The 23,584-nt window shown below is 62.1% G+C and carries 13 protein-coding genes; 6 read left to right on the top strand and 7 right to left on the bottom strand.

The window, feature by feature from the left end; translation table 11 throughout:
- Positions 1-49 precede the first annotated feature (49 nt).
- A complete protein-coding gene (locus MOV61_RS12865; RefSeq protein ID WP_247136835.1) occupies positions 50-8,554 on the bottom strand; it encodes a GH36-type glycosyl hydrolase domain-containing protein in 8,505 nt (2,834 codons plus the stop codon).
- Positions 8,555-8,986: 432 nt separating this feature from the next.
- Here MOV61_RS12865 and MOV61_RS12860 point away from each other — a divergent pair, with 432 nt between their 5' ends.
- Positions 8,987-10,150: a M20 aminoacylase family protein gene (locus tag MOV61_RS12860; protein WP_247136834.1), complete on the top strand. Its 1,164-nt coding sequence runs from the start codon at positions 8,987-8,989 to the stop codon at positions 10,148-10,150.
- A 95-nt stretch (positions 10,151-10,245) separates the two neighbouring features.
- Here the strand turns inward: MOV61_RS12860 and MOV61_RS12855 are convergent, their stop codons facing one another.
- From MOV61_RS12855 to MOV61_RS12830, 6 genes are all read right to left on the bottom strand, one after another.
- Complete coding sequence (locus MOV61_RS12855; RefSeq protein WP_155414713.1) at positions 10,246-10,383, bottom strand: hypothetical protein; 138 nt, start codon at positions 10,381-10,383, stop codon at positions 10,246-10,248.
- Positions 10,384-10,562: 179 nt separating this feature from the next.
- The gene (locus MOV61_RS12850) at positions 10,563-11,537 is read right to left on the bottom strand and encodes a threonine/serine dehydratase (RefSeq protein WP_247136833.1); all 975 of its coding nucleotides are present in this window, start codon (positions 11,535-11,537) and stop codon (positions 10,563-10,565) included.
- Positions 11,538-11,624: 87 nt separating this feature from the next.
- The gene (locus MOV61_RS12845) at positions 11,625-12,455 is read right to left on the bottom strand and encodes an endonuclease/exonuclease/phosphatase family protein (protein WP_247136832.1); all 831 of its coding nucleotides are present in this window, start codon (positions 12,453-12,455) and stop codon (positions 11,625-11,627) included.
- Positions 12,456-12,518: 63 nt separating this feature from the next.
- Positions 12,519-13,979, bottom strand: coding sequence for a phosphatidylserine/phosphatidylglycerophosphate/cardiolipin synthase family protein (locus MOV61_RS12840; RefSeq protein ID WP_247136831.1), 1,461 nt, complete (start codon positions 13,977-13,979; stop codon positions 12,519-12,521).
- A gap of 76 nt (positions 13,980-14,055) precedes the next feature.
- Positions 14,056-15,411, bottom strand: coding sequence for an aspartate aminotransferase family protein (locus MOV61_RS12835; protein WP_247136830.1), 1,356 nt, complete (start codon positions 15,409-15,411; stop codon positions 14,056-14,058).
- Positions 15,412-15,543: 132 nt separating this feature from the next.
- Positions 15,544-16,977: a M20 family metallopeptidase gene (locus tag MOV61_RS12830; protein WP_247136829.1), complete on the bottom strand. Its 1,434-nt coding sequence runs from the start codon at positions 16,975-16,977 to the stop codon at positions 15,544-15,546.
- 528 nt (positions 16,978-17,505) lie between these two features.
- Between MOV61_RS12830 and MOV61_RS12825 the strand changes: the two genes are divergently transcribed.
- The 5 genes from MOV61_RS12825 (at position 17,506) to MOV61_RS12805 (ending at position 22,917) form a co-directional block, all read left to right on the top strand.
- Positions 17,506-19,101, top strand: coding sequence for an ABC transporter substrate-binding protein (locus tag MOV61_RS12825; protein ID WP_038546846.1), 1,596 nt, complete (start codon positions 17,506-17,508; stop codon positions 19,099-19,101).
- Between the two features lie 156 nt (positions 19,102-19,257).
- Complete coding sequence (locus MOV61_RS12820) at positions 19,258-20,262, top strand: ABC transporter permease subunit (protein WP_233954631.1); 1,005 nt, start codon at positions 19,258-19,260, stop codon at positions 20,260-20,262.
- 77 nt (positions 20,263-20,339) lie between these two features.
- Positions 20,340-21,206 (top strand): ABC transporter permease subunit, encoded by an 867-nt coding sequence (locus MOV61_RS12815; protein WP_247136840.1) that lies wholly within the window; start codon positions 20,340-20,342, stop codon positions 21,204-21,206.
- Positions 21,207-21,208: 2 nt separating this feature from the next.
- On the top strand, positions 21,209-22,066 hold the full coding sequence (locus MOV61_RS12810; RefSeq protein ID WP_247136828.1) for an ABC transporter ATP-binding protein: 858 nt from the start codon (positions 21,209-21,211) through the stop codon (positions 22,064-22,066).
- Positions 22,063-22,917: a dipeptide ABC transporter ATP-binding protein gene (locus MOV61_RS12805; RefSeq protein WP_247136827.1), complete on the top strand. Its 855-nt coding sequence runs from the start codon at positions 22,063-22,065 to the stop codon at positions 22,915-22,917. The genes MOV61_RS12810 and MOV61_RS12805 overlap by 4 nt, the downstream gene beginning before the upstream one ends.
- Positions 22,918-23,584: the final 667 nt, after the last annotated feature.

The following is a 23,584-nucleotide window of genomic DNA, read 5'->3' as shown; positions in this document are numbered from 1 at the left end:
TTCGTATGGCGGCGGGTTTTCTTTTGTCGGTTTCCGATGATCGGAGGTCTCAGCTATCGGCCGGTTCCGGCAGTCGCTTCGCAGCGGCTCCATCGAGGAGGAAACCCTCCGTTTCATTGACCGCCTGACCGTCGATCGTGACCTTGTCGCCCTCGACGGTGATCTTGTGCACCGTGTCGTCGATCGTCAGTTCGGCGGTAAAGCCATTCCAGTCGGTCGGCAGTGCCGGGTTGACGAACAGCCGGTCGCCCTGGCGGCGGATGCCGAGGATGCCCTCGGTGGCCGCACGATAGAGCCAGCCCGCAGAACCCGTATACCAGGTCCAGCCGCCGCGGCCGGTATGAGAACCGTGACCATAGACATCGGCCGCGACCACATAGGGTTCGACGCGATAGGTCTCGGCCGCGTCCTGGTCGAGCGCGTGGTTGATCGGGTTCAGCATCTGGAAGCACTTCCAGGCGTCGTCGCCCCGCTTCAGCGCTGCCAGGGCCAGCACGACCCAGATCGCCGCATGGGTATACTGGCCGCCGTTTTCACGAACACCCGGCGGATAGGCCTTGATATAGCCCGGGTCCTTGCGGGTATCCTGGAACGGCGGCGTGAACAGGCGGATGATGCCGGCTTGGCTGTCGACCAGTTTTTCGAGCACCGCATCCATCGCCTGGGCGGCGCGTTCCGGATCGCCTTCGCCCGAGAGCACGCTCCAGGACTGGGCAAGCGAGTCGATGCGGCATTCGTCGCTGGTGCTCGAGCCGAGCGCAGAACCATCGTCAAAATAGCCACGGCGATAGTAGGTGCCGTCCCAGCCGGCCTTTTCGAGCGCCTGCTTCAGCGTTTCGATATGGTCGGTCCAGCGCTGGATGCGCTTCTTGTCCTTACGGGCCTCCGCATAGGGCAGGAAGTTGCGCAGTGCCGCGGCCAGGAACCAGCCGAGCCAGACGCTCATGCCGCGGCCGCCGATGCCGACGCGGTTCATGCCGTCGTTCCAGTCGCCGCCGAGGATGAGCGGCAGGCCCTTGTCGCCGGTGCGCGTGATCGCCAGGTCCAGCGCCCTTGCCGCATGCTCGTAGACAGTTGCGGTATCGGTCGACACCGTCGGCTGGAAGAAGGAGTCGTGCTTGTTCTTTTCGAGCACTGGGCCGTCGATGAACGCCAGTTCCTCGTCGAGCAGCGATGCATCGCCGGTCACCGAGACATATTGGTGGATACCGTAGGCGAGCCAGACGACGTCGTCGGAGATCATCGTCCGGACACCGGCACCGGAGCCGGGCAGCCACCAGTGCAGCACGTCGCCTTCCTTGAATTGCCGCGAGGCCGCGTTGACGATCTGGCGGCGGGCGAGCGACGGCTCGTGCACCAGGAAAGCCAGGGTGTCCTGCAGCTGGTCGCGGAAACCGAAGGCGCCGGACGCCTGGTAGAAGGCGGTGCGGGCCATGATGCGGCAGCCGAGCGCCTGGTAGGGCAGCCAGTGGTTGACCATGTTGTCGAGCGACTTGTCCGGCGTCGAGATCTTCAGGCGGCCGGTGAAGCCGGTCCAGAAGTCACGGTTCGCTGCAAGAATCGGAGCGAACTCCTCGCCGCGCAGCTGGGCGACCAGCGCCTGAGCCTCTTCCTTGGTATCGGCATCGCCGAGATAGAAGGTGACCGTCTTCTCTTCGCCCGGGGCAAGCTCGATGTCATAGGCGAGTGCCGCGCAGGGATCGCCGTCGAGATCGAGGGCGTTGCTCAGCGCCGAAGCGGACATCACCGCCGCTGGCATCTGGACCGAACCAAAGCGGCCGATGAATTCGCGGCGGCTCGCCGTGAAGCCGACTGGCGTCTCCTTCATGCCCATGAAGGCAAAACGGCGGTAGTCGATGCTGTAGGAATTGGTGGCGAAGAGCGTGCCCGTCTCCTCGTCGCGGCTGGAGAGGATGAACGGGATGGAGCGAGCCGGATTGGCGCCGAGCAGCCATTCCACATAGCCGTAGATGCGCAGCCTGCGGGTTTCCGAGCCTCCATTATGGACGAGGATGGACGAGAGCTTTGCCGCCCGTGTCCGGTCGACCGTCTGGGTCAGCTTGATCTTCAGGCCTTCTTCTTCGCTCGAAAAGACCGAGTAGCCAAGACCGTGGCGGGTTTCAAACTTGACCTCCGGCTTGCGCGACAGAACCGCGAACGGCGTCATGACCGCGCCACTGTCCCGGTCGGCGACGTAGAACGCCTCGCCGGGACGGTTGATGACCATGTCGTTAGTCCAGGCCGTCAGCTGATAGTCGCGGGAGTTCTTGGCCCAGGTGAAGCCCGAACCTTCCGCCGAAATGTGGAAGCCGAACTTGTCGTTGGAGATGATGTTGATCCACGGCTGCGGCGTCGACTGGCCGCCGTGCAGGCGCACAACATACTCGCTGCCGTCCTTGGTGAAACCGCCGAAACCGTTCCAGAAGTCGAGATCCGCCGGTGCCGCGATCGGAGCCGGAGGCTGGAAGATCTCACCGTTGAGCAGCGGACGGCGATCGATCTCGATCTGCTGGTCCTTCGGCGGCGCGAAGATCGTCGCCGTGCGGTTGAGCTGGTCGCTGATCTTGCCGTTGCGGGCATGCAGAACCACGCGGGATGCGGCGATCAAGCCTTCCGAACCCTCGTCGTCCATGATGTCGCGGCGCAGCGAGAAAACGTGCTGGCGCTGGCCCTCCTGCTGGCTGAGGCGGCGGGAACTCTCTGAGAGATGTTCCAGCGCCTGCTGCATTTCCTGCGCATAGGAAGCCGCCCGCTCGTTGAAGATCACGAGGTCGGTGACGACGCCGCGCGAGCGCAGATATTCCTGGGCGCTCATCGCCTCCTTGGCGACCGGCATGTCGTTGTCGTCGTTGATGCGCAGCGTGAAGATCGGGAAGTCGCCGGAAACCGACGACGGCCAGAGCGACGATTGCGGCTGCATCCCCGCGTGTATGGTCGCCTGGTCGGCGCGAAGCTGCATGTCCGGATAGATGAGGTAGCGCGCCAGGTGCTGGAACGCCGCCGCATCTTGTGAGGAGACGCCGAGATGGCGCATCTGTACCTGCGTGCGCGTCCAGGCCTGCGTGAGCTCGGTCTGGAAGGCATCCGGATGACGATAACGTTCGATCGCCTGGTCGAGTTCTTCGCGTCTGGGTGCCGCGATCGTCCAGAAGATGACGCTCACCTTCTTGCCGGCCGGCACGCGCACGACGCGGCGCAGCGACAGGATGGGATCGAGGGTGAAGCCGTCGGTGCCCGACAGCGTCGCGCCGGGATCGAAGGCTGCAGCTTCCGAAAGCGTGCGGCCGCGGCCGAGGAACTTGCGGCGGTCGGTCTCGAATTCGGTCGGCCGGGCCGAACCGGCATTGTCGGCCGCCAGATGGGCGATGATCATGTCCGGTTCGTTCGGCGCGCGCTTGTTGCGCCACGCGCGGATGACGTCGCCGCGGCGGCCGATTTCCGTGTGGACGAACATCCGCTGGAAGACCGGGTGGGCGTTGTCGTCGTCCTCGGTGGTCAGCACGGGTTCCATATAGGAGGTCACTTCGATGAAGCGATCCTCCGTACCCATGTTGAGCAGCGTCAGGCGGCGGCCTTCGGCATCGTGTTCGCTGGCGACGATGCATTCGACCGTGCTCGTGAGGTCGCCGATCGTCTTGTGGAATTCAGCCCGTTCGTCGGAGAAGATCGCCCTGGTCTTTTCACCTTCGATACGACGCGGCTCGGCAGTGGCGGACCACCATTCGCCGTTCGTGGTGTCGCGCAGGAACAAGAACTGGCCCCAGCGATCTTCGGTCGGGTCGGGCTTCCAGCGGGCGACAGACAATCCGTTCCAGCGGGAATATCCCGAGCCGGTCGCGGTGAGCATGACCGAGTAATGACCGTTGGAGAGCAGCGCCAGCTCCCGGTCCTTGGTGGCCGGGTTGGTGATGGTGCGGATTTCCGAACGCAACAGTTCGCCCTGACCCTTGCCGGGGGTTTCTTCGTGCTTGGCGCTCATCACCGGAATATCGCGCGGCGCCTTTTCCTGCAGCAGCAGTTCGGCGGCCTCGATGGTCGGGTCGGAATGGAAGAGTTCGCGCAGCAGGCCGTTCATCACGACGTTGGCGATTGCGGCGATCGACATGCCGTGGTGGTGGGCATAATAGTTGAACACCACCGCGCAGCGCTTGCCTTCCGGCACGCGGGTCGGCGTGAAATCCACCGCATCGTAGAAACCGAACACCCCAAGCGCTCCGAGCGAGCGCAGTTCGGTCAGGTTTTCAGAGGCAGCGATCGGATCGTACTGGCTGGCCAGGATCGACGCATAGGGAGCGATGACGGCGTTTTGTCCGAGGCCGCGCTTGAGGCCGAGCGTCGGCACCCCGAAGTTCGAATATTGATAATACATCTGATGGTCGAGAGCGTTGAATGCCGCTTCCGAGATACCCCATGGCGTGCCGAGGCGGCGGCCATGATTCATCTGTTCCTTGACGATCAGATTGTTGGTCTGGTTGAGGATGCCCCCCTGGCGCTCCTGCATGACGAGCGGCGGCATGAGGTATTCGAACATCGAGCCGGACCAGGAGACCAGCGCGCCGCGCGCACCGATCGGCACCACCTGGCGGCCGAGCTTGTACCAGTGCTCGGTCGGCAGGTCGCCCTTGGCGATCCCGAACAGGCTGGTCAGACGCGCTTCGGATGCGAGGAGGTCATAGCAGGCTTCGTCGATCTCGTTGGTTTCGACACGATAGCCGATCGACAGAAGACGACGCTCCTTGCGGAACAGGAAGCTGAAATCCATCGCGAAAGCGAGGCGGCGGGTTCGGTCGCGCAACACGCCGAGCCGCTCCCGCAGCGATTCGATATTGGCATTGTCGAAGACGCTATCGGCGATATGCGCCTCGCAGGCGGCGACGAGAGATGCCGACCAGCGGGTAACTTCGTCGCTCTGGGTCGAACGGACTTCCTGATCGAGGTTGACCGCGAGCTTCTGGATGTCTCGGGCAAGCACAGCGAGGTTGATGATCCGGATCGACGCGAATTCATGCTCGCGCTTGACCGCGGCAAGCGCATTGCCGAAGCCGGCGATACGCTCCTCCAGACGGCGACGCAGCGGGCGCACGGTCTTGCGGTCGTCCGGCAGAGCCTTCAGCGTTTCCGCCAGAATGCCGCAGACGTCGCCGATGCCGTCAAGATTGCCCTGAAGGTGGGCGGAAGGAGCCTCGGCCCAGATGCGCAACGCCGACGAGATGGCGATCAGATGGCCGGCGAAGTTGCCGCTGTCGACCGACGAGACGTAGCGCGGCATCAGCGGCTGCAGGGTGTCGGTATGATACCAGTTGTACATGTGGCCGCGGAACTTGTCGGCTCTTTCAACCGCCGAGATCGTCTGCTCGATGCGCTCGATCGTGTCGGTGAAGCTGATCCAGCCGAAATGCCGCGCCGAGATCGTCGACAGCAGGTAGACGCCGATATTGGTAGGCGACGTGCGCTTGGCGATGACCGGGTTCGGCTTCTCCTGGAAATTGTCCGGCGGCAGGTAGTTCTGCTCCGCGGTCACGAAGGTCTCGAAATACCGCCAGGTGCGGCGGGCGATCTTGCGCAGTTCGACGGACACGGGTTCAGGCACGAACAGCCGGTCTTCGGTCTCGGCCGACTGGCTGACATACCAGGCAACGAGCGGCGAGAAGATCCACAGCACGGCGAACGGAATACCGACCAGGAATGCATTGTCGCCCGGCATGGCCGACAGGATGATGCTGAGCACGGCGATTGCCGGCGCATGCCACATCGTCTTGTAATAATCCTGCGGGCTCCCTTGCGCGCTCGACTGGATCGAGGCCGCGGTGCGCCATTCCAGCATCAGCTTGCGGCTGAAGAACAGGCGGTAGAGAGACCGGGCGATCGCATCGGTCATGATGCAGGCGGAATCCGCGATGAAGACGACGCGGAGGGCGACCTGCGCATTGGCGGAACGCATGTCCGACCAGACGGAATAGAAATGCGCGCCGGGAACGATATCGGTGGAGCTCGGCAGCAGGCCGGTGACGAGGCTGAGGGTCGGAGCGACGAACAGCGAGAAGATCAGCAGGATCTGCCAGATCAGCGCGCCGAGCGGATCCATGAAGTACCAGCCGAGCACGGAAGCGAAGAACCAGGCGATCGGGGTCAGCGACCGGCGCAGGTTGTCGATCATCTTCCAGCGGCCAAGCGCAGTCACGCCCCGCTTCGGATCAAGGATGTAGGGCAGGAGCTGCCAGTCGCCACGAGCCCAGCGATGCTGGCGCGAAACCTCGACCTCGTAGCGGACCGGAAAGTCTTCGACCAGTTCCACGTCGGTCACGAGAGCGCAGCGTGCGAACGAACCTTCGAGAAGGTCATGCGAGAGGACCGAATTTTCGTCGATCCGGCCCTTGAGCGAAGCCTCGAAGGCATCGACGTGATAGAGGCCCTTGCCGGTGAAGCTGCCTTCGCCGGTCAGATCCTGGTAGACGTCGGAAACGGTGAAGACGTAAGGGTCGAGACCGCGGCCGACGGAGAAGACGCGCTGGAAGACCGAGGCTTCCTTGCCGGTCGTCAGCGACGGCGTCACGCGCGGCTGCATCAGACCATAACCATGGATGACGCGATTGGTTTTCGGATCGAGCACCGGCTGGTTGATCGGATGGTGCATCTTGCCGACGAGCTTGGTCACCGCATCGCGCATCAGGCGCGTATCGGCATCGAGCGTCATGACGTATTGGACGTCCGGCGGAACGATATTGGCACCCGGAAGATAGCTGGTGTCGCGATCACCGCGCAGCAGCATGTTGAGCTCATGCAGCTTGCCGCGCTTGCGCTCCCAGCCCATCCATGCGCCTTCGGCGGGATTGAACAGGCGGCGGCGATGCAGCAGATAGAAGCGCGCCTTGTCATCCTCCCCATACTTGGCGTTGAGCGCTGCGATCTCGCGCTTCGCATAGTCGAGGATTTCGAGGTCGGTATCGGTCTCTTCGAATTTGCTGTCGCGCCAGTCGCTGAGCAGAGAGAAGTAGATTTCACCGTGGTGATTGGCGAGATAATGGACCTCGAGGTTGCGGACGAGTTCGTCCACGGTATCGCGATCGGTGATCAGGCAGGGTACGGCAACCAGCGTTCTTGCCGCTTCCGGAATGCCCTCCTTGAATTCGTAGCCGACCAGCCGGGCTGGCCTCACCACATAGGTCACCAGCGTATTGAACAGGCCGGTCGCGCCTTCGGAAGCCGGCAGTGCAAACATCAGCAGGAAGCAGAAGACGACCGGCAGCGGAATATCCGCCTGCACCAGGAACCAGCCGGCAATCGCCATGGCGAGAACGGTGATCAGGATGACCGGGCCGGCGATCGCAAACCAGCTGAGGCGGCGGACGAGGCGGACAAATCTCTGGACGAACAGCAGATCGTAGCCGACTGCCGCTTCCAGTTCGCGGCGGCGGCGGCCGACGACGAAAGCGCCGACATTGGTCTCGCGCGGATCGGCATTTTCTTCCGCAGACGCCTTTTCGGCGAGCTGGATGGCGGCTTCCGCCACCTCGGCCTCGCTCTTGCGGGAGCGGCGGGCGATCTGTTCGATACGGTTGCGATAGGCGTTACGCGAACCGAAATCGAGCGCCTGGTAATCGGTGCGCTCCCGGAAGATCTTGTCGATCTGCGAGACGTCTTCGAACCAGACGCTCCACTCCGTGTCGTCGATCTCGCGCAGGCTCTTGATGATGTTGCCCATCGTCACGTTGCCGGACGACAGACGGTTCTGTTCGGCGAGCATCACCTCTTCGACGCCGGTGCCCGCCTGTTCGAGACGCTGCTCCAGCCAGGCGACGGCAAAACCCGAGGTCTGTGAGGCATTGCGAAGGCGATAGAGGAACTGCGCCGTAAACGTGTTGTCGTTCGTCAGGTTCTCGATGCCCTTCAGGACATCGGCGCTCGCCTCCTCGTTATTGAGGCGGATGATCTCGTCGGCCGTCTCGTTGGCGCGACGGCGCATGTTGCGCGAGCGGTCGACACGGGTGGCGATGCGGCGCAGGTTCTCGATCAGCACGAAACGGATGAACGAGGGCAGCGCCCAGAGTTCGCCGATCTCGAGCGGTTCCTTGACCTGGAAACCCTGGACCATGGAGGCCAGCGCTTCGCGGGAAATGCTGCTGTGGGTATGGGCGACATAGAGCCAGGCGAGCGCCAGGACGCGCGGCAATTCCTGGCCGCCGACCGTCATCGTCGGCAACTGGCGGAAGAATTTCTTCGGGAAGTCGCGGCGGACTTCCTGGATCGCCTCTTCGACGATGTAATAGTTGTCGAGCAGCCATTCGGCGGCGGGCGTGATCGACGCGCCGGCATCGACATCGGTAGCCGTCGCCCGGTAAACGCGAAGGATTTCCTTCTCGTTCTCCTCGTGCCGCTTGAAGAATTCGAACTCCATCAAGCCCGGCAGGCTGGGCGTGCCCTCCTTGCCGAGTTTCTCGCCGCATTCCCGCAATGCATCGATGTTGAAATAGGTCGAGCGGATCGAGTCGTTATGATCGATCTGCTTGGCTTCGGTTTCGCGCGAGGAAGCTGACGGCGGAGTGTGAAATGACATGGATACGGGCTTCTGCTGAAAACTTTAAGGGTTTGTCGGCCTCGCCTTACTCGGCCTGCATCGGAAGCGCCAGTCATCATTTGGATTATGGTGACCAGCCGGATGCAAACCCGCGAGGATGGGAAATAGAGAGCAGTCCGGATATTGCAAACGACTGACTGAAATCTATTGCTCACTTCCTGCGGATTGACACATGTTCCGGCTCTATCGAGCCTCGCCTGAATGGAACCTGAACGGAAGCAGCCCATTGATAATGCGATGAATTTCGAGCCGGCGTCGCGGGCCTGTCCGAGCGCCTTGCGGTAGCGGGAACGGCGATATTTAATCGGCAAGGGTTTACCTTCCGGAGGCCCGGCTGATATTCATCGTGGACGCAAGGGCGATCTCGTCGTGCCCGCGACCGGTCCAATCGAACCTTCGGTGTTTTGAACGATGACGATCCAGTTTTCCAACTATATGGCCGAAGTGGTGGCCACTCGCCGTTACCTTCATCAACATCCGGAACTCGGCCTATCGGAGTTCAACACATCCGATTTCGTCGCCGGACAGCTCACCGATCTCGGATATGAAGTCACCCGCGGCCTCGGCAAGACGGGCGTTGTCGCCACCTTGAAGAACGGCACCAGCGGCCGGTCGATCGGCATCCGGGCCGATATGGACGCGCTGCCGATCGAGGAAGAAACCGGCGCGGAATATGCCAGCAGGAACAAGGGGCTGATGCATGCCTGCGGCCATGACGGCCACACCGCGATGTTGCTGGGCGCCGCCAAGATCCTTGCCGAAAGGAAGAATTTCGATGGCACGATCCACCTGATCTTCCAGCCGGCGGAGGAAAATTTTGGCGGCGCCAGACTGATGATCGAGGACGGCCTCTTCGAGCATTTCCCGTGCGACGCCGTGTTCGGGCTGCACAACGACCCCAGCCTGCCCTTCGGCCAGATCGGCGTCAAGGAAGGCCCGATGATGGCGGCGGTCGACGAATGCCGCATCACGGTCAATGGCCGCGGCGGCCATGGCGCAGAGCCGCAGGATACGTCGGATCCGATCGTCTGCGGCGCGAGCATCATCATGGCGCTGCAGACGATCGCCTCGCGCAACATCCACCCGCTCGACCAGATGGTGATCACCGTCGGCGCCTTCCATGCTGGCATGGCGAGCAACGTCATTCCGGAGCGGGCGGAAATGCTGCTCACCATCCGCTCCTTCGATCCGGACGTCCGCAACGAGCTGGAAAGGCGCATCCGCATGATCGCTGAAGGCCAGGCCGCCGGTTACGGAATGAGCGTCACGCTCGATTACAAGCGAGGTTACGAGGCGACCATCAATCACAAGGCGGAAACGGATTTCGTCCGCGACCTAGCCAGACGGGTGATCGGTGAGGACAAGGTTGTCGACCTGCCTCGCCCGTCCATGGGTGCCGAGGACTTCGCCTATATGCTGGCGGAGCGGCCGGGCACCTATTTCCTGCTTGGCACCAGGCGCACCGACAGCGACCCGCCGCTGCACCATCCCCGTTTCGATTTCAACGACGACGCGCTGCCGATCGGAACGAGCTTCTGGGTTGAACTTGCCGAAGCCTATCTTCCGACGAGATAAGCCCGAAACGAAAACACCTCCCGAGCGGCAAGCGCGGGAGGTGTTTCGGTCTTGGGAGAACCAAGCTCGATTTGAAAAGGCGAAACCTGAAAGGCTCAGGGGAAAAGGCCGAGCGTCACAGCGCCGACAAAGATGAAGGCTGCCGTCACCAGCGCCGCATTCGCCGCCCATTGCCATTTGCCCGCGATACCGCGGTTTGCGAAAGACCGTGTCTGATGCTCGATATGACGCATGGATGTCTCCCGGGTTCTGCTTTCGCCCTTTTCGGACGTTGACCTATGCTAGCTTATCTCTACCAAGCCGATAGAGATAATGTTCCAACCAGCCACCAGTTCCGTAGAAAATCCTTTTTTCTTAACGACCCTTCTTCGCAATTAACGGTTTATTATTCCCAACCGCCTTGCGAGCGTCTTTAGGCGCCAAAACGATCCAGCGCCAGACGGAAGATATCCGGGTCGATATTGCCGCCGGAGCAGACGGCAATAACGGTCTCGCCCAGCGTCTCGCCATGGAAAAGAGCGGCCGCCAATGCCACCGCCCCGCCGGGTTCGACAACGATCTTCAGCCGGCTGAAGGCAAGCGCCACCGCATGCAACGCTTCATCGTCGGTCACCACGAGACCTGCGCCGCAGAGCTTCGACATGATCGGGAAGGTGATGTTGCCGGGCTGCGGCGTGACGATCGCATCGCAGAGCGAACCGCCCTGGGTGGCATTGCGCTCGATCCGTCCGGAAGCCAGCGAGCGCGTCACGTCGTCAAAGCCTTGCGGCTCGCAAGGATGCACGAGAAACCCAGGGGCCTTGGCGTTCAAGGCCAGCGCAACGCCGGAAATGAAACCGCCGCCGCCGGTCGGCACCAGCACATCGGCCTTCTCTATCCTTTCCTCCTTGGCCTGTTCGGCGATTTCGAGCCCGGTCGTGCCCTGGCCGGCGATCACCAGCGGCTCGTCGAACGGCCTGATCAGCGTCAGGCCGCGCTCCTGCGACAGCCGCGCGCCGATCACATCGCGATCCTCGTTGAGGCGGTCATAGAGCACGACATCCGCGCCATAAGCGCGGGTATTCTCGATTTTGATGCGCGGCGCATCGGACGGCATGATGATCACGCTCGGGATGCCATGCATCCTCGCCGCCAGCGCCACGCCTTGAGCATGGTTGCCCGAAGAGAAAGCGATCACGCCCTTGGCCCGGACGTCGGGTGACAGTGCCGAAATCGCCGACCAGGCGCCGCGAAACTTGAACGAACCCGTGTGCTGCAGGCATTCCGGCTTCACGAAGATGCGCCGCCCGGCGATGTCATCGAGAAAGGGCGAAGACAGCAGCGGGGTGCGGCGCACGTGGCCATCGAGACGGACACGGGCGGCTTCGATCATGGCGATATCGGTCATGCGGGAAATTCCATTCGGAGGGCGAGGCGGTGAGGCCACAAACCTATCGGCGGTTTCCGTTTCGGTAAAGGCCGGAAAAGGATCGGTTCAGCCGGCTTCCATCCCTTGAGACAACGGCAGGGAACCGAGCTTCACCACCGCCTTGATGGGCAGGTGATCGGAAGCAAGCCGCGCAAGCGGGCTGTCATGGGTTTCGACGGCATCGATCAGCCCGGGCTGGTTCGCCATAATGCGGTCGAGCGCCAGGACAGGCAGGCGCGACGGAAAGCTCGGCACCGCAGCCGGGAGACCGAAGACGGTCGCGAGCGTGTTCAGGGAGGAGCGATCGCCAAGCCGCCATTCGTTGAGATCGCCCATGAGCACGGTCGGCTGCTCGTCACGCGAGCGCAGGATATCGAGGATCATGCGGGCCTGCTGCTGCCGCGAGCGGTTGAGCAGGCCGAGATGGGCGGCGATGATCCGGAACGCGCTGCCGTCCTTGAGCTCCAGTTCGGTGATCAGAGCGCCTCGTGGCTCGAGCCCCGGCAGCTTGACCTGGTGGACGTCGCGCACAAGGCCTTCGCGGAAGAAGACCACATTGCCATGCCAGCCATGCGCCTTGGCGACACCCGAGACGGGCACCGGGAAAAGCCCCGTCTCCCGCTCCATCCAGGCAAGGTCGAGCAGGCCACGCCGCTCGCCGAACCGGGAATCCGCCTCCTGCAGCGCGATCACATCGGCACCGATCTCACGGATCACATGGCTGGTGCGGGCGGGATCGAACTTTCCGTCGATGCCGACGCATTTGTGCACGTTGTAGGAAGCAATCAGCATGCCGTGTCCGCGGTCACGCTCCTCATGCGTTCCGGCACCGCGGTTCCTTCGAGCCCGGATGGAAGCCAGAATGCTTTTCGGAAGATTGGGACGTTTTTCCCGCATGGTTCTTTTGACTATTCGCCGATCAATGAAATCTATAAGGCAAGCTCCCTATCTATCCAGCAACTAGAGATAGGGGGACCCCAGCCAGAACACCCGTTCGATGAGGCGCACGAGGAAGGGCCTTGCCATCAACCCATCGAGCGTCACTTCGGTTGCGGAAGAAATCGCCAGATCTATCCTTCGTTCCAACGCTTCCGCGAAGGGACAATCCAGAACTTCGAGATCGACTTCGAAATTGAGCCGGAGTGATCGCGGATCGAGGTTCGATGAGCCGACATAGGCCCAGCGCCCGTCGATCACCAGAAGCTTGGAATGGTTGAACGGCCCGGATGCCCGCCAGATCCGGCAGTAATTCTTCAGCATCTGGTCGAACTGCGCGGTCATCGCCCGGTCGACCAGGACGAGATTGTTGGCGGTCGGCACGACGATATCGACCTCAACCCCGCGCCGGGCGGCGGTGACGAGCGCGGTGATCAGTTCGCGGTCCGGCAGGAAATAAGGCGATACGATGCGGATCGAGGAACGCGCCACGGAAAACGCGCCCATCAGCATCTTGTGGTTGGTCTCGACGCTGCGGTCGGGGCCGGAGGAAACGGCGCGCATGACGACCGGCGAACCGGGGTTCGTCTCCGGCGCCTGCAAAGCCCAGGCCCCGCCCTCCAACGCCTCGTCGGACGCATATCGCCAATCGGCGGCGGCGATCGCGAACAGGTCGGCGACGACCGGCCCGGTTACCTTGAAATGCGTGTCGAACGAGCATTTGTTGCCGCTGAATTCACTCGAGAAACCTTCGCGGATATTCATGCCGCCGGTAAACGCCACCCGCCCGTCGATGACCAGGATCTTGCGATGGGTGCGCAGGTTCGCATAAGGCAGCCGCAGCCCCATGATGACGTTGCCGTTGAAGACATCGGCCGTGATCCCGCCCTCTCTGAGCATGCCGAGCACGCTGGGCACCGAATATCGGGCGCCGACCGCATCGATCAGCACACGCACCTCGACGCCGCGCTTGACCGCGGCAGTCAGCGCATCCGCAAACCGGGTGCCGATCCTGTCCCGGTCGAAGATATAGGTCTCGAGAATGAGGCTGCGTTTCGCCTTGGCGATCGCCTTCAGCATCGCCCCATAGGCTTCGTCGCCGGTATCGAGCGCGACGATCGTATTGCCGGTCGTCAGCCGGTGGCGCGTCACCCGGTCGCCAAGCGTCTTCATCGCCCGGAAGCGATGCCCGAATTCCTCGATGATCAGGTCGTTGGTCGCGTCATAGGAAACCACATGCGCCCGGATTTCCCCCTGCAGCAGCGCCCGGCGATCGCTGATCACCGAACGGCGGATGCGATTTATCCCGGCGACAAGATAAAGCAGCGCGCCGACGATCGGAGAGAGAACGATGACGCCGACCCAGCCGATCGCGGAGCGGACCTCTTCCTTGGTCATCGCCGCGTGAATCGCAGCTGCGGCCCCCATCAGGACCGACAAAACGAAAAGGATATGCGGCCAATAGGGTTCGATGACATCCAGCATGGCGAGCAATATAGGCGCGCATGGCCCAAGCGCAATCGGAGCCGCACCAATAGGTTAGCGCGGCTCCGGGAGGATATCAGGCAGCGAACTGCTTCGCGAAGACTTCGAGCGAGGCTTCGAACGTGTCGAAGATCGTATCGATTTGTTGCTCGTTGATGATCATCGGCGGGCAGAGCGCCAGCGAGTCGCCGATCGCCCGCGAGATCAGGCCTTTTTCGAGCATGATCGCCAGCAGCTTTGGACCGAGCTGGCCGGCCGCGAAACCGTCGCGTGGCTTCAGTTCGAGGGCGCCGATGAGGCCGACGCCGCGGGCTTCGATCGCCAGCGGATGGCTTTCCAGCGCCTTCAGCCGGCTCTGGAACTTCGGCGCCAGCGCCCGGACATTGCCGACAAGGTCGCGCTCTTCGATGATCGCCAGGTTTTCGAGCGCAACCGCTGCAGCAACCGGATGGCCGGCCGCGGTCACCCCATGGCCGAACGTGCCGATCTTCGCCGATTCGTCGGCAAGCGGGCCGTAGACGTTCTCGTTGATCAGCAGCGCCGAGATTGGCTGGTAGGACGACGAAATCTGCTTCGACAGCGTCATGATATCCGGCTGCAGCGCGTAGGTCGTGGTGCCGAACATCTCTCCGGTGCGCCCGAAGCCGCAGATCACCTCGTCGGCGATCAGCAGGATGTCGTATTTCCTGAGCACCTTCTGGATCGCATCCCAGTAACCGGCCGGCGGAACGATGACGCCGCCAGCCCCCATGACCGGCTCGCCGATAAAGGCGGCGACCGTTTCCGGCCCTTCCCTGAGGATCAGGTCTTCGAGGTCCTTGGCGCAGCGCTCGACGAAGGCTGCCTCCGTCTCGTTTTCTTCGCTGAAGGCGCGGTAATGCGGGCAGGTCGTGTGGAAGATGCCGGCCAGCGGCAGGTCGAAAGAGCGGTGGTTGTTCGGCAGGCCGGTGAGGCTGGCGCTGGCGATCGTCACGCCGTGATAGCCCTTGATGCGCGAAATGATCTTCTTCTTTTCCGGCTTGCCGAGCGCGTTCGAACGATACCAGACCATCTTCATCGCCGTATCATTGGCTTCGGAACCGGAATTGGTGAAATAGGCCTTCGACATCGGCACCGGCGCCATCTGGATCAGCTTTTCGGCAAGATCGATCGACGGGCCGTGACTGCGCAGCGTAAAGGTATGGTAATAGGGGAGCTTCGCCATCTGCCTGGCAGCCGCTTCGACGAGACGGCTTTCGCCGAAACCCACGCCGACGCTCCAGAGGCCGGCCATGCCCTCGATATATTTGTTGCCGTTCACGTCGTAGACATAGATGCCCTCGCCGCGGTCGATCACCAGCGATCCGTCACGCTCCAGCGCGCGGGCATTGGTGTAGGAGTGGAGCTGGTAAGCCTTGTCCCGGGCTTCGATGGAATTGGGCTGAATAGTCACGACGGACCTCCTGTGAGACACGCAACGGCGCATAAATTCCATAGGCGGAAACGGCGATATTGGACAGCCCAAATCGCCGTTTTCAGAGAGGCGGATCGTTCAAAATAGTTGACGCGTCGATCAGTTAATTTGTCATTTCAGCGTCATTGCCGCGACCGGAGGTTCGGCGCCGGCCGGAATGGGGCTCTTGTAGTCCTGTCCCTTGCGGCGTTTCTTGAGATCGGCCCAGGCCGCCTCGCGAAGCTGATCGCTTGTCATGGCGGCGAGTCCGGTCGCGGCCATCGCCTTGGCGACGGAAACCATGCCCTTGTGGGCGAGCGGGCTCTTGCCCTGCGCCACCACCTGCCAGGTGTGAAGCTGGGTGCCGACGGCAAGCGTCGCGCCATAAGCCTGCACGGTCGGCACGACCCAGCTGACATCGCCGACATCCGTCGATCCGCCCATCTGGCGGTTTTCGGTGTGCGGCGGCAGGATGAAATCGGCAAGCGGAATATCCCGCTGCTCCAGGCGCTCCTGGTTCCAGCTTGCCGCGATGTCTTCCGGCGTCAGCGTGGCACGGATCTGCTCGGCAAACTCGATATCCGCGGCGTCGAACGGCGGCGGGCCCATGCTGTCCCAGACATCCTGCATGACGTCCATCAGCGGAGTGTTGACGACGAGGTTGGAAACGCCGGCCAGGATCGTGCTCTCGACCTTGGTCTCGGTCATCAGCGCCGCACCTTCGGCAACCTTCTTGACCCGCTCGATCAGCGTGAAAAGCCCGGGAAGATCTGCGGAACGGACGACATAGCGCACCTTGGCATGCGCCTGCACGACGTTCGGCGAAATGCCGCCGCTATCTAGGACCGCATAGTGGATGCGGCTTTCGGACGGCATGTGCTCGCGCATATAATTGACACCGACGCTCATCAGCTCGACGGCATCGAGCGCGCTGCGGCCGAGTTCCGGCACCGCGGACGCATGGGCGGCGCGGCCCGTGAACGTGAAGTCGATCCGGCAGTTGGCAAGCGAGGTCTCCCGCTGCACGCCGGCGAAATTGCTGGGGTGCCAGCTGATCGCGATGTCGACATCCTCGAAGGCGCCGGCACGCACCATGAACGCCTTGGCGGCACCGCCTTCTTCCGCCGGGCAGCCGTAATAACGCACCCGGCCGGGCGTGCCGGTCTTTTCGAGCCAATCCTTGAGCGCGGTCGCCGCCAGCAGCGACGCGGAGCCTAGAAGATTGTGGCCGCAGCCATGACCGTTCGCGCCGGGGGCCGTCGGGTCATGCCGGGTGAGACCAGCCTTCTGGCTGAGGCCCGCCAGCGCATCATATTCTCCGAGGAAGGCGATCACCGGACCGCCCTCGCCCGCCTCGCCGATCAGCGCGGTCGGAATGCCGGCGACGTTCTCGGTGATCTTGAAGCCTTGGGTCTCCAGCATCTCGCGATGCGCCGCCGCCGAAAGCGTCTCCATGTAGCAGGTTTCCGGGGTCTCCCAAACGCGGTCCGCGAGTTCCGTGAAGACCTCTTTTTTGCGGTCGATGAAATCCCAAACGAGCGGGAGATTGGAATTGCCTGTCGTCATGAAACCGTTGCCTCGATAGATCTATGCTGGTCGGAAGGCCCGAACCGTACCCAATTCCTGGCCGATGGCAATGCGGCATTGCAGCAAAAATGGGCTGTGCTGAGGGATTGGGCGAAAGGAATGCGGATGTGAATGGCACGCGAATGTTAGCATCTCGACAACCCGATCATAATCGGTATGCTCCCGCGCCATGGCCCGCAGGCAAATCTATGAAACGAGCCTAAAAGAATAAAAATGCACGGGAATTTTGCCGATTTTGTGGAAAATTTTCTAAAAAATAAAGCGGGCGAGAAATTCGATACGGCGGCAGCCGTTGATCGGAATCAAGGAACAAGGGCGTGCCCGGCCTGAAGGCCGGAGCAGACCCGCCAGGAGAAACGCATTTTGAGGCCGGCCGCAGCGAAATATCGCCGGCCAGGAGGTGAACACGGGAATACCAGTCGTTGGGCGCTATATACGCGCCATTCCAGCTGAAGACATCCACCGGGCACGGCACATAAGCCGGCCACAGGTCATCGGGAGATCCATATGAAATACAAACTCACCCTTGCCGCAGCGCTGCTGTCGGCAACATTCTTCGCAAGCGCCGCCAGCGCCAAGACCTTCGTATATTGCTCGGAAGGTTCTCCGGAAGGCTTCGATCCCGGCATCTATACCGCCGGCACGACCTTCGACGCATCGGCGCATCCGATCTACAATCGCCTGCTCGAGTTCAAGCCGGGCACGACCCAGCCGGAAGCCGCCCTTGCCCAGAGCTGGGAAATTTCCGCTGACGGCACCGTCTACACCTTCAAGCTGCGTCCGAACGTCAAGTTCCAGACGACCGACTTCTTCAAGCCGACCCGCAATCTGAACGCCGACGACGTCGTCTTCTCGCTCGGCCGCCAGATCGACGAGAAGAACGCCTGGAACAAGTACATTTCCGGCGCGACCTGGGAATATGCCGATGGCATGGGCTTTCCGAAGCTGATCAAGTCGATCGAGAAGGTTGACGACCTGACCGTCAAGGTCACGCTCAACCGTCCGGAAGCACCGTTCCTCGCCAACGTTGCAATGCCGTTCGCTTCGATCCTGTCGAAGGAATATGCCGACAGCCTCGAGAAGGCCGGCAAGAAGGAACAGCTGAACCAGATGCCGGTCGGCACCGGCCCGTTCACCTTCGTCGGCTACCAGCAGGACGCGGTCATCCGCTACAAGAAGAACGCCGATTTCTGGGGCAAAGCTCCGAAGATCGACGATCTCGTCTTCGCGATCACCACCGACGCCGCCGTTCGCTACCAGAAGCTCAAGGCCGGCGAATGCCACCTGATGCCCTATCCGAACGCTGCCGACGTGAAGGCCATGAAGGCTGATCCGAACCTCCAGGTTCTGGAGCAGGAAGGCCTGAACGTCGCCTACCTCGCCTACAACACGACCAAGGCTCCGTTCGACAAGGTCGAAGTCCGCAAGGCGCTGAACAAGGCGATCAACAAGAAGGCGATCGTCGATGCCGTCTTCCAGGGCATGGCGACACCCGCCGTCAACCCGATCCCGCCGACCATGTGGTCCTACAGCAAGGCCACCCAGGACGACACGTACGACCTCGAAGCGGCTAAGAAGATGCTCGCCGACGCAGGCGTCAAGGATCTTTCCATGAAGGTCTGGGCGATGCCGGTTTCGCGTCCCTACATGCTGAATGCCCGCCGCGCTGCCGAAATCATCCAGGACGATTTCGCCAAGATCGGCGTCAAGGTCGAGATCGTCTCCTTCGAATGGGCCGAATACCTGCAGCGTTCGAAGGACAAGAACCGCGATGGCGCCGCCATCATGGGCTGGACCGGCGACAACGGCGATCCGGACAACTTCCTTGATACGCTGCTCGGCTGCGACGCCGTCGGCGGCAACAACCGCGCTCAGTGGTGTAACAAGGAATTCGACGAACTGGTGAAGAAGGCCAAGGTCGTTTCCGACCTGGCCGAGCGTACCAAGCTCTACGAACAGGCTCAGGCGGTCTTCAAGAAGGACGCTCCCTGGGCAACCATCGATCACTCCCTCGCCGTCGTTCCGATGCGCAAGGGCGTGACCGGCTTTACCCAGAGCCCGCTCGGCGACTTCACCTTCGAAGCGGTCGATATCGCGCAGTAATTTCTGCTTCACGACGATTTTGCCGCGGGACGCGTTGCGTTTCCCGCGGCATTTTCTTATGAGACGCCAAAATTTGGCGCAGACGCCACGATCGCCGCCTTCATGGCTTGACAAAACCGTGAATCGGCCACGAACCAAAAACCACGAAGGTTTCGAATGTTTGGCTTCCTGTTGCGGCGTATCGCCGTGTTGATCCCGACTTTCATCGGGGTCTCGATCATTGCATTTTCATTTATCCGACTTCTGCCGGGTGATCCGGTTGCACTTCTTTCCGGCGAACGCGTCATGTCACCGGAGCGGCATGCCCAGATCAGCGCCCAGCTCGGTTTGGACCGGCCGCTGGTCGTCCAGTATTTCGATTATCTCGGCGGCGTGCTGACCGGCGATTTCGGCTCGTCGATCGTGTCCAAGAAGCCGATCCTCGACCAGTTCTGGGCGCTGTTTCCGGCGACCGTCGAACTTTCCTTCTGTGCCATCGTCATCGCCATCGCGCTCGGCATTCCGGCCGGCGTGATCGCCGCGATCAAGCGCGGCTCGATCTTCGACCAGGGGCTGATGGGCATCGCGCTTGTCGGTTATTCGATGCCGATCTTCTGGTGGGGCCTGCTGCTGATCATCCTGTTCTCCGGCACCCTGCAATGGTTCCCGGTTTCCGGCCGCATCTCGCTGATGTTCTTCTTCCCGCCGGTCACCGGCTTCATGCTGATCGATTCACTGCTGTCGGGACAGAAGGGCGCTTTTGCCTCGGCGATCAGCCATCTTGCGCTGCCGTCGATCGTGCTTGCGACCATTCCGCTCGCGGTCATCGCCCGCCAGACGCGTTCCGCCATGCTGGAAGTGCTTTCGGAAGATTACGTCCGCACCGCCCGCGCCAAGGGCCTCTCGCCCTTCCGTGTCGTCGGCATCCATGCGCTGCGCAACGCCATGATCCCGGTCATCACCACGATCGGCCTGCAGATCGGCGTCATGCTCGCCGGCGCCATACTGACCGAGACGATCTTCTCCTGGCCGGGCATCGGCAAATGGATGGTCGACAGCGTCTTCCGCCGCGACTACGCCGTCATCCAGGGCGGCCTGCTCCTGATCGCGGCCATCATCATGTTCGTCAATCTCGTCGTTGATCTGCTCTACGGCCTGATCAACCCCAGAATCCGACACTGATCCGGCACCAAGAAGGAGAAAATCCCGTGGCCGATACCACTGTTACCAAGATCGCCGAACCGGTTTCCAGCGCCGCAATGCGCCGCCAGATGCTCCGCGAGTTCTGGTTCTACTTTTCCGAAAATCGCGGCGCCGTTCTGGGCCTCATCATTTTCGTCGCCCTCGTCATCGTGGCGATCTTCGCGTCGTTCATCGCCCCGCATTCGCCGTTCGAGCAATATCGCGATTTCGCCCTGCTTCCGCCGGCCTGGGCCGAGGGCGGCAACCCGTCCTATCTGCTCGGCACCGATCCTGTCGGCCGCGATATCCTGTCCCGCCTGATCTATGGCGCGCAGTATTCGCTGTTCATCGGCGTCTTCGTGACGACGCTGTCGCTGACCGGCGGCATCATCGTCGGCCTGATCGCCGGTTATTACCGCGGCTGGATCGATACCGTCATCATGCGCCTGATGGATATCATCCTCGCCTTCCCGTCGCTGCTGCTCGCCCTCGTGCTCGTCGCGATCCTCGGGCCGAGCCTCACCAACGGCATGATCGCCATCGCGCTTACCCTGCAGCCGCATTTCGTGCGCCTCACCCGCGCCGCCGTGATGGCCGAGAAGTCCCGCGACTATGTGACCGCCGCAAGGCTTGCCGGCGCCGGCCCCATTCGCCTGATGTTCCGCACCATCCTGCCGAACTGCACCGCGCCGCTGATCGTCCAGGCGACGCTCTCCTTCTCGAACGCCATCCTCGATGCGGCAGCGCTCGGCTTCCTCGGCATGGGCGCCCAGCCGCCGGCTCCCGAATGGGGCACGATGCTTGCCGAAGCGCGTGAATTCATCCTGCGCGCCTGGTGGGTGGTCACCTTCCCCGGCGTTGCCATTCTCGTCACCGTTCTCGCCATCAATCTGATGGGCGACGGCCTGCGCGATGCGCTCGACCCGAAACTGAAGAGGTCCTGATCATGGCGCTCTTGCAAATCGATAACCTCATCGTCGAATTCGAAACCGCAACCGGCTGGTTCCGTGCCGTCGACGGCGTCTCCGTCTCGGTCGAAAAGGGCGAGGTCCTGGCGATCGTCGGCGAATCCGGCTCCGGCAAGTCCGTCGCCATGCTGGCCGTCATGGGGCTGCTCCCGTGGACCGCCAAGATCACCGCCGACCGCATGCTCTTCGAAGGCCGCGACATCCAGAACATCAGCCCGGCCGAGCGCCGCAAGCTGATCGGCAAGGACATCGCGATGATCTTCCAGGAGCCGGTCGCCAGCCTCAACCCGTGCTTCACGGTCGGCTTCCAGATCGAGGAAGTGCTGCGCATCCATCTCGGCCTCGACGCAAAAGCCCGCCGCGCCCGCGCCATCGAGCTGTTCAGCCAGGTCGGCCTGCCCAACCCTGAAGAGCGGCTGAACCACTTTCCGCACCAGATGTCGGGCGGCCAGTGCCAGCGCGTGATGATCGCCATTGCGATCGCCTGCAATCCGAAACTGCTGATCGCCGACGAGCCGACCACGGCGCTCGACGTGACGATCCAGAAGCAGATCCTCGACCTGATCATGGCGCTGCAGGCGAAAAACGGCATGGGCCTGATCATGATCACCCATGACATGGGCGTGGTCGCCGAGACCGCCGACCGTGTCGTCGTGCAGTACAAGGGCCGCAAGATGGAGGAAGCCGACGTGCTTTCCCTCTTCGAAAACCCGAAGAGCAACTATACCAAGGCGCTGCTGGCGGCGCTGCCGGAAAACGCCACCGGCGACCGCCTCACCACCGTTTCCGCCTTCTTCGACGGCAATCCGGAACCGGCGCCGGAGGCACGCGCATGAGCGATAATATGACCAACAACACCATGCTCGAAGTGCGCGACATCAAGCGCGATTACGAACTGCCCGGCGGCCTCTTCAAGCCGAAGAAGATCATCCATGCGGTGAAAGGCGTTTCCTTCAAGCTCGAACGCGGCAAGACGCTGGCGATCGTCGGCGAGAGCGGCTGCGGCAAATCCACCCTTGCCCGCATGCTGACCTTCATCGACGAACCGACCGGCGGTGATCTGCTGATCGACAACAAGAAGGTCGATACGCGCCCCGGCCACCTGACCCAGGAAATGCGCCAGAAGGTGCAGATCGTCTTCCAGAACCCCTATGGTTCGCTCAACCCGCGTCAGAAGATCGGCGACGTGCTCGGCGAACCCTTGGCGATCAACACCGACATGTCGGCCGGCGAACGCCGCGACCGCGCCAGCGAAATGCTCAAGAAGGTCGGCCTTGGCCCGGAACACTATAACCGCTACCCGCACATGTTCTCGGGCGGCCAGCGCCAGCGCATCGCGATTGCCCGCGCGCTGATGATGAACCCGAAACTTCTCGTGCTCGACGAGCCGGTTTCGGCGCTCGACCTCTCGGTACAGGCCCAGGTGCTGAACCTGCTCGCCGATCTTCAGGACGAGTTCAACCTCACCTACGTCTTCATCAGCCATGACCTGTCCGTTGTGCGTTACATCGCCGACGAGGTGATGGTGATGTATTTCGGCGAGGCCGTGGAATACGGCACCCGCGAAGAAGTCTTCTCGGATCCGAAGCACGACTATACCCGCACGCTTTTCAAGGCGACACCGCGGGCGGATATCGAGTCCATCCGGGCTCGTGTGGCGAAGAAGAAGGCGGCGGCCGCAGCCTAGGACGCCCTTCGAAGCGATTGCATCATGCTTTCCGAAAGCCGATTTTCGCGGAGTGTTGAAGAGGTTCAATTGTTGGGCGATTTGAGAGAGGTCGTGCCCCATCATACCCCCCTCTGCCCTGCCGGGCATCTCCCCCTCAAGGGGGGAGATCGGCCAGAAGCAAGGTCTTACCCAGCCAAAAGCTTTGAGCTTGCCGAACTCCACTCCCTGCCAGCTTCCTGTCGCCGCACAAATCAGAGAGGGACCGCTGAACACGCCTCCTTCGATCTCCCCCCTTGAGGGGGAGATGTCCGGCAGGACAGAGGGGGGTATGGCGGAGGTGCGCCCGCCAATACTGTCTTTCCATGTTTACCCGTGGATAATTGATCGCCGCCTTCCAGCATCTCCAATGACTTAACCGCATCATCATCCCCGCCCTTTGAACCCATGCCTACAATCCGCCTGCTTCCGTCGCCGGAGTGTTTCGCGAGACGTTCGCGGGCAGACGGGAGCCGGCGCTTCCATCAGAACCGTAACGTGCGGGGATGATGGAAGAGGTGAAAGCCATGGAGGGTGCGCTGAAAGGCAAGCCTTCCTATCAAGCCTCCCCCGGACAGCCATGTCCGGTTCGGTTGAGCCGTGCAAGTGGCAGGATTTCCCGAAAGGAGATCGTGAATAAAGCCACGCA

The organism is Neorhizobium sp. BETTINA12A (assembly GCF_023006485.1).
Classification (GTDB): Bacteria; Pseudomonadota; Alphaproteobacteria; order Rhizobiales; family Rhizobiaceae; genus Neorhizobium.
This window is presented reverse-complemented; position numbering and strand designations above follow the sequence as displayed.

Bases quoted from the DNA above. Each gene is read 5' to 3' on its own strand.
- MOV61_RS12865 (WP_247136835.1), bottom strand. From the start codon at position 8,554: ATGTCATTTCACACTCCGCCGTCAGCTTCCTCGCGCGAAACCGAAGCC.
- MOV61_RS12860 (WP_247136834.1), top strand. From the start codon at position 8,987: ATGACGATCCAGTTTTCCAACTATATGGCCGAAGTGGTGGCCACTCGC.
- MOV61_RS12855 (WP_155414713.1), bottom strand. From the start codon at position 10,383: ATGCGTCATATCGAGCATCAGACACGGTCTTTCGCAAACCGCGGTATC.
- MOV61_RS12850 (WP_247136833.1), bottom strand. From the start codon at position 11,537: ATGACCGATATCGCCATGATCGAAGCCGCCCGTGTCCGTCTCGATGGC.
- MOV61_RS12845 (WP_247136832.1), bottom strand. From the start codon at position 12,455: ATGCGGGAAAAACGTCCCAATCTTCCGAAAAGCATTCTGGCTTCCATC.
- MOV61_RS12840 (WP_247136831.1), bottom strand. From the start codon at position 13,979: ATGCTGGATGTCATCGAACCCTATTGGCCGCATATCCTTTTCGTTTTG.
- MOV61_RS12830 (WP_247136829.1), bottom strand. From the start codon at position 16,977: ATGACGACAGGCAATTCCAATCTCCCGCTCGTTTGGGATTTCATCGAC.
- MOV61_RS12825 (WP_038546846.1), top strand. From the start codon at position 17,506: ATGAAATACAAACTCACCCTTGCCGCAGCGCTGCTGTCGGCAACATTC.
- MOV61_RS12820 (WP_233954631.1), top strand. From the start codon at position 19,258: ATGTTTGGCTTCCTGTTGCGGCGTATCGCCGTGTTGATCCCGACTTTC.
- MOV61_RS12815 (WP_247136840.1), top strand. From the start codon at position 20,340: ATGCGCCGCCAGATGCTCCGCGAGTTCTGGTTCTACTTTTCCGAAAAT.
- MOV61_RS12810 (WP_247136828.1), top strand. From the start codon at position 21,209: ATGGCGCTCTTGCAAATCGATAACCTCATCGTCGAATTCGAAACCGCA.
- MOV61_RS12805 (WP_247136827.1), top strand. From the start codon at position 22,063: ATGAGCGATAATATGACCAACAACACCATGCTCGAAGTGCGCGACATC.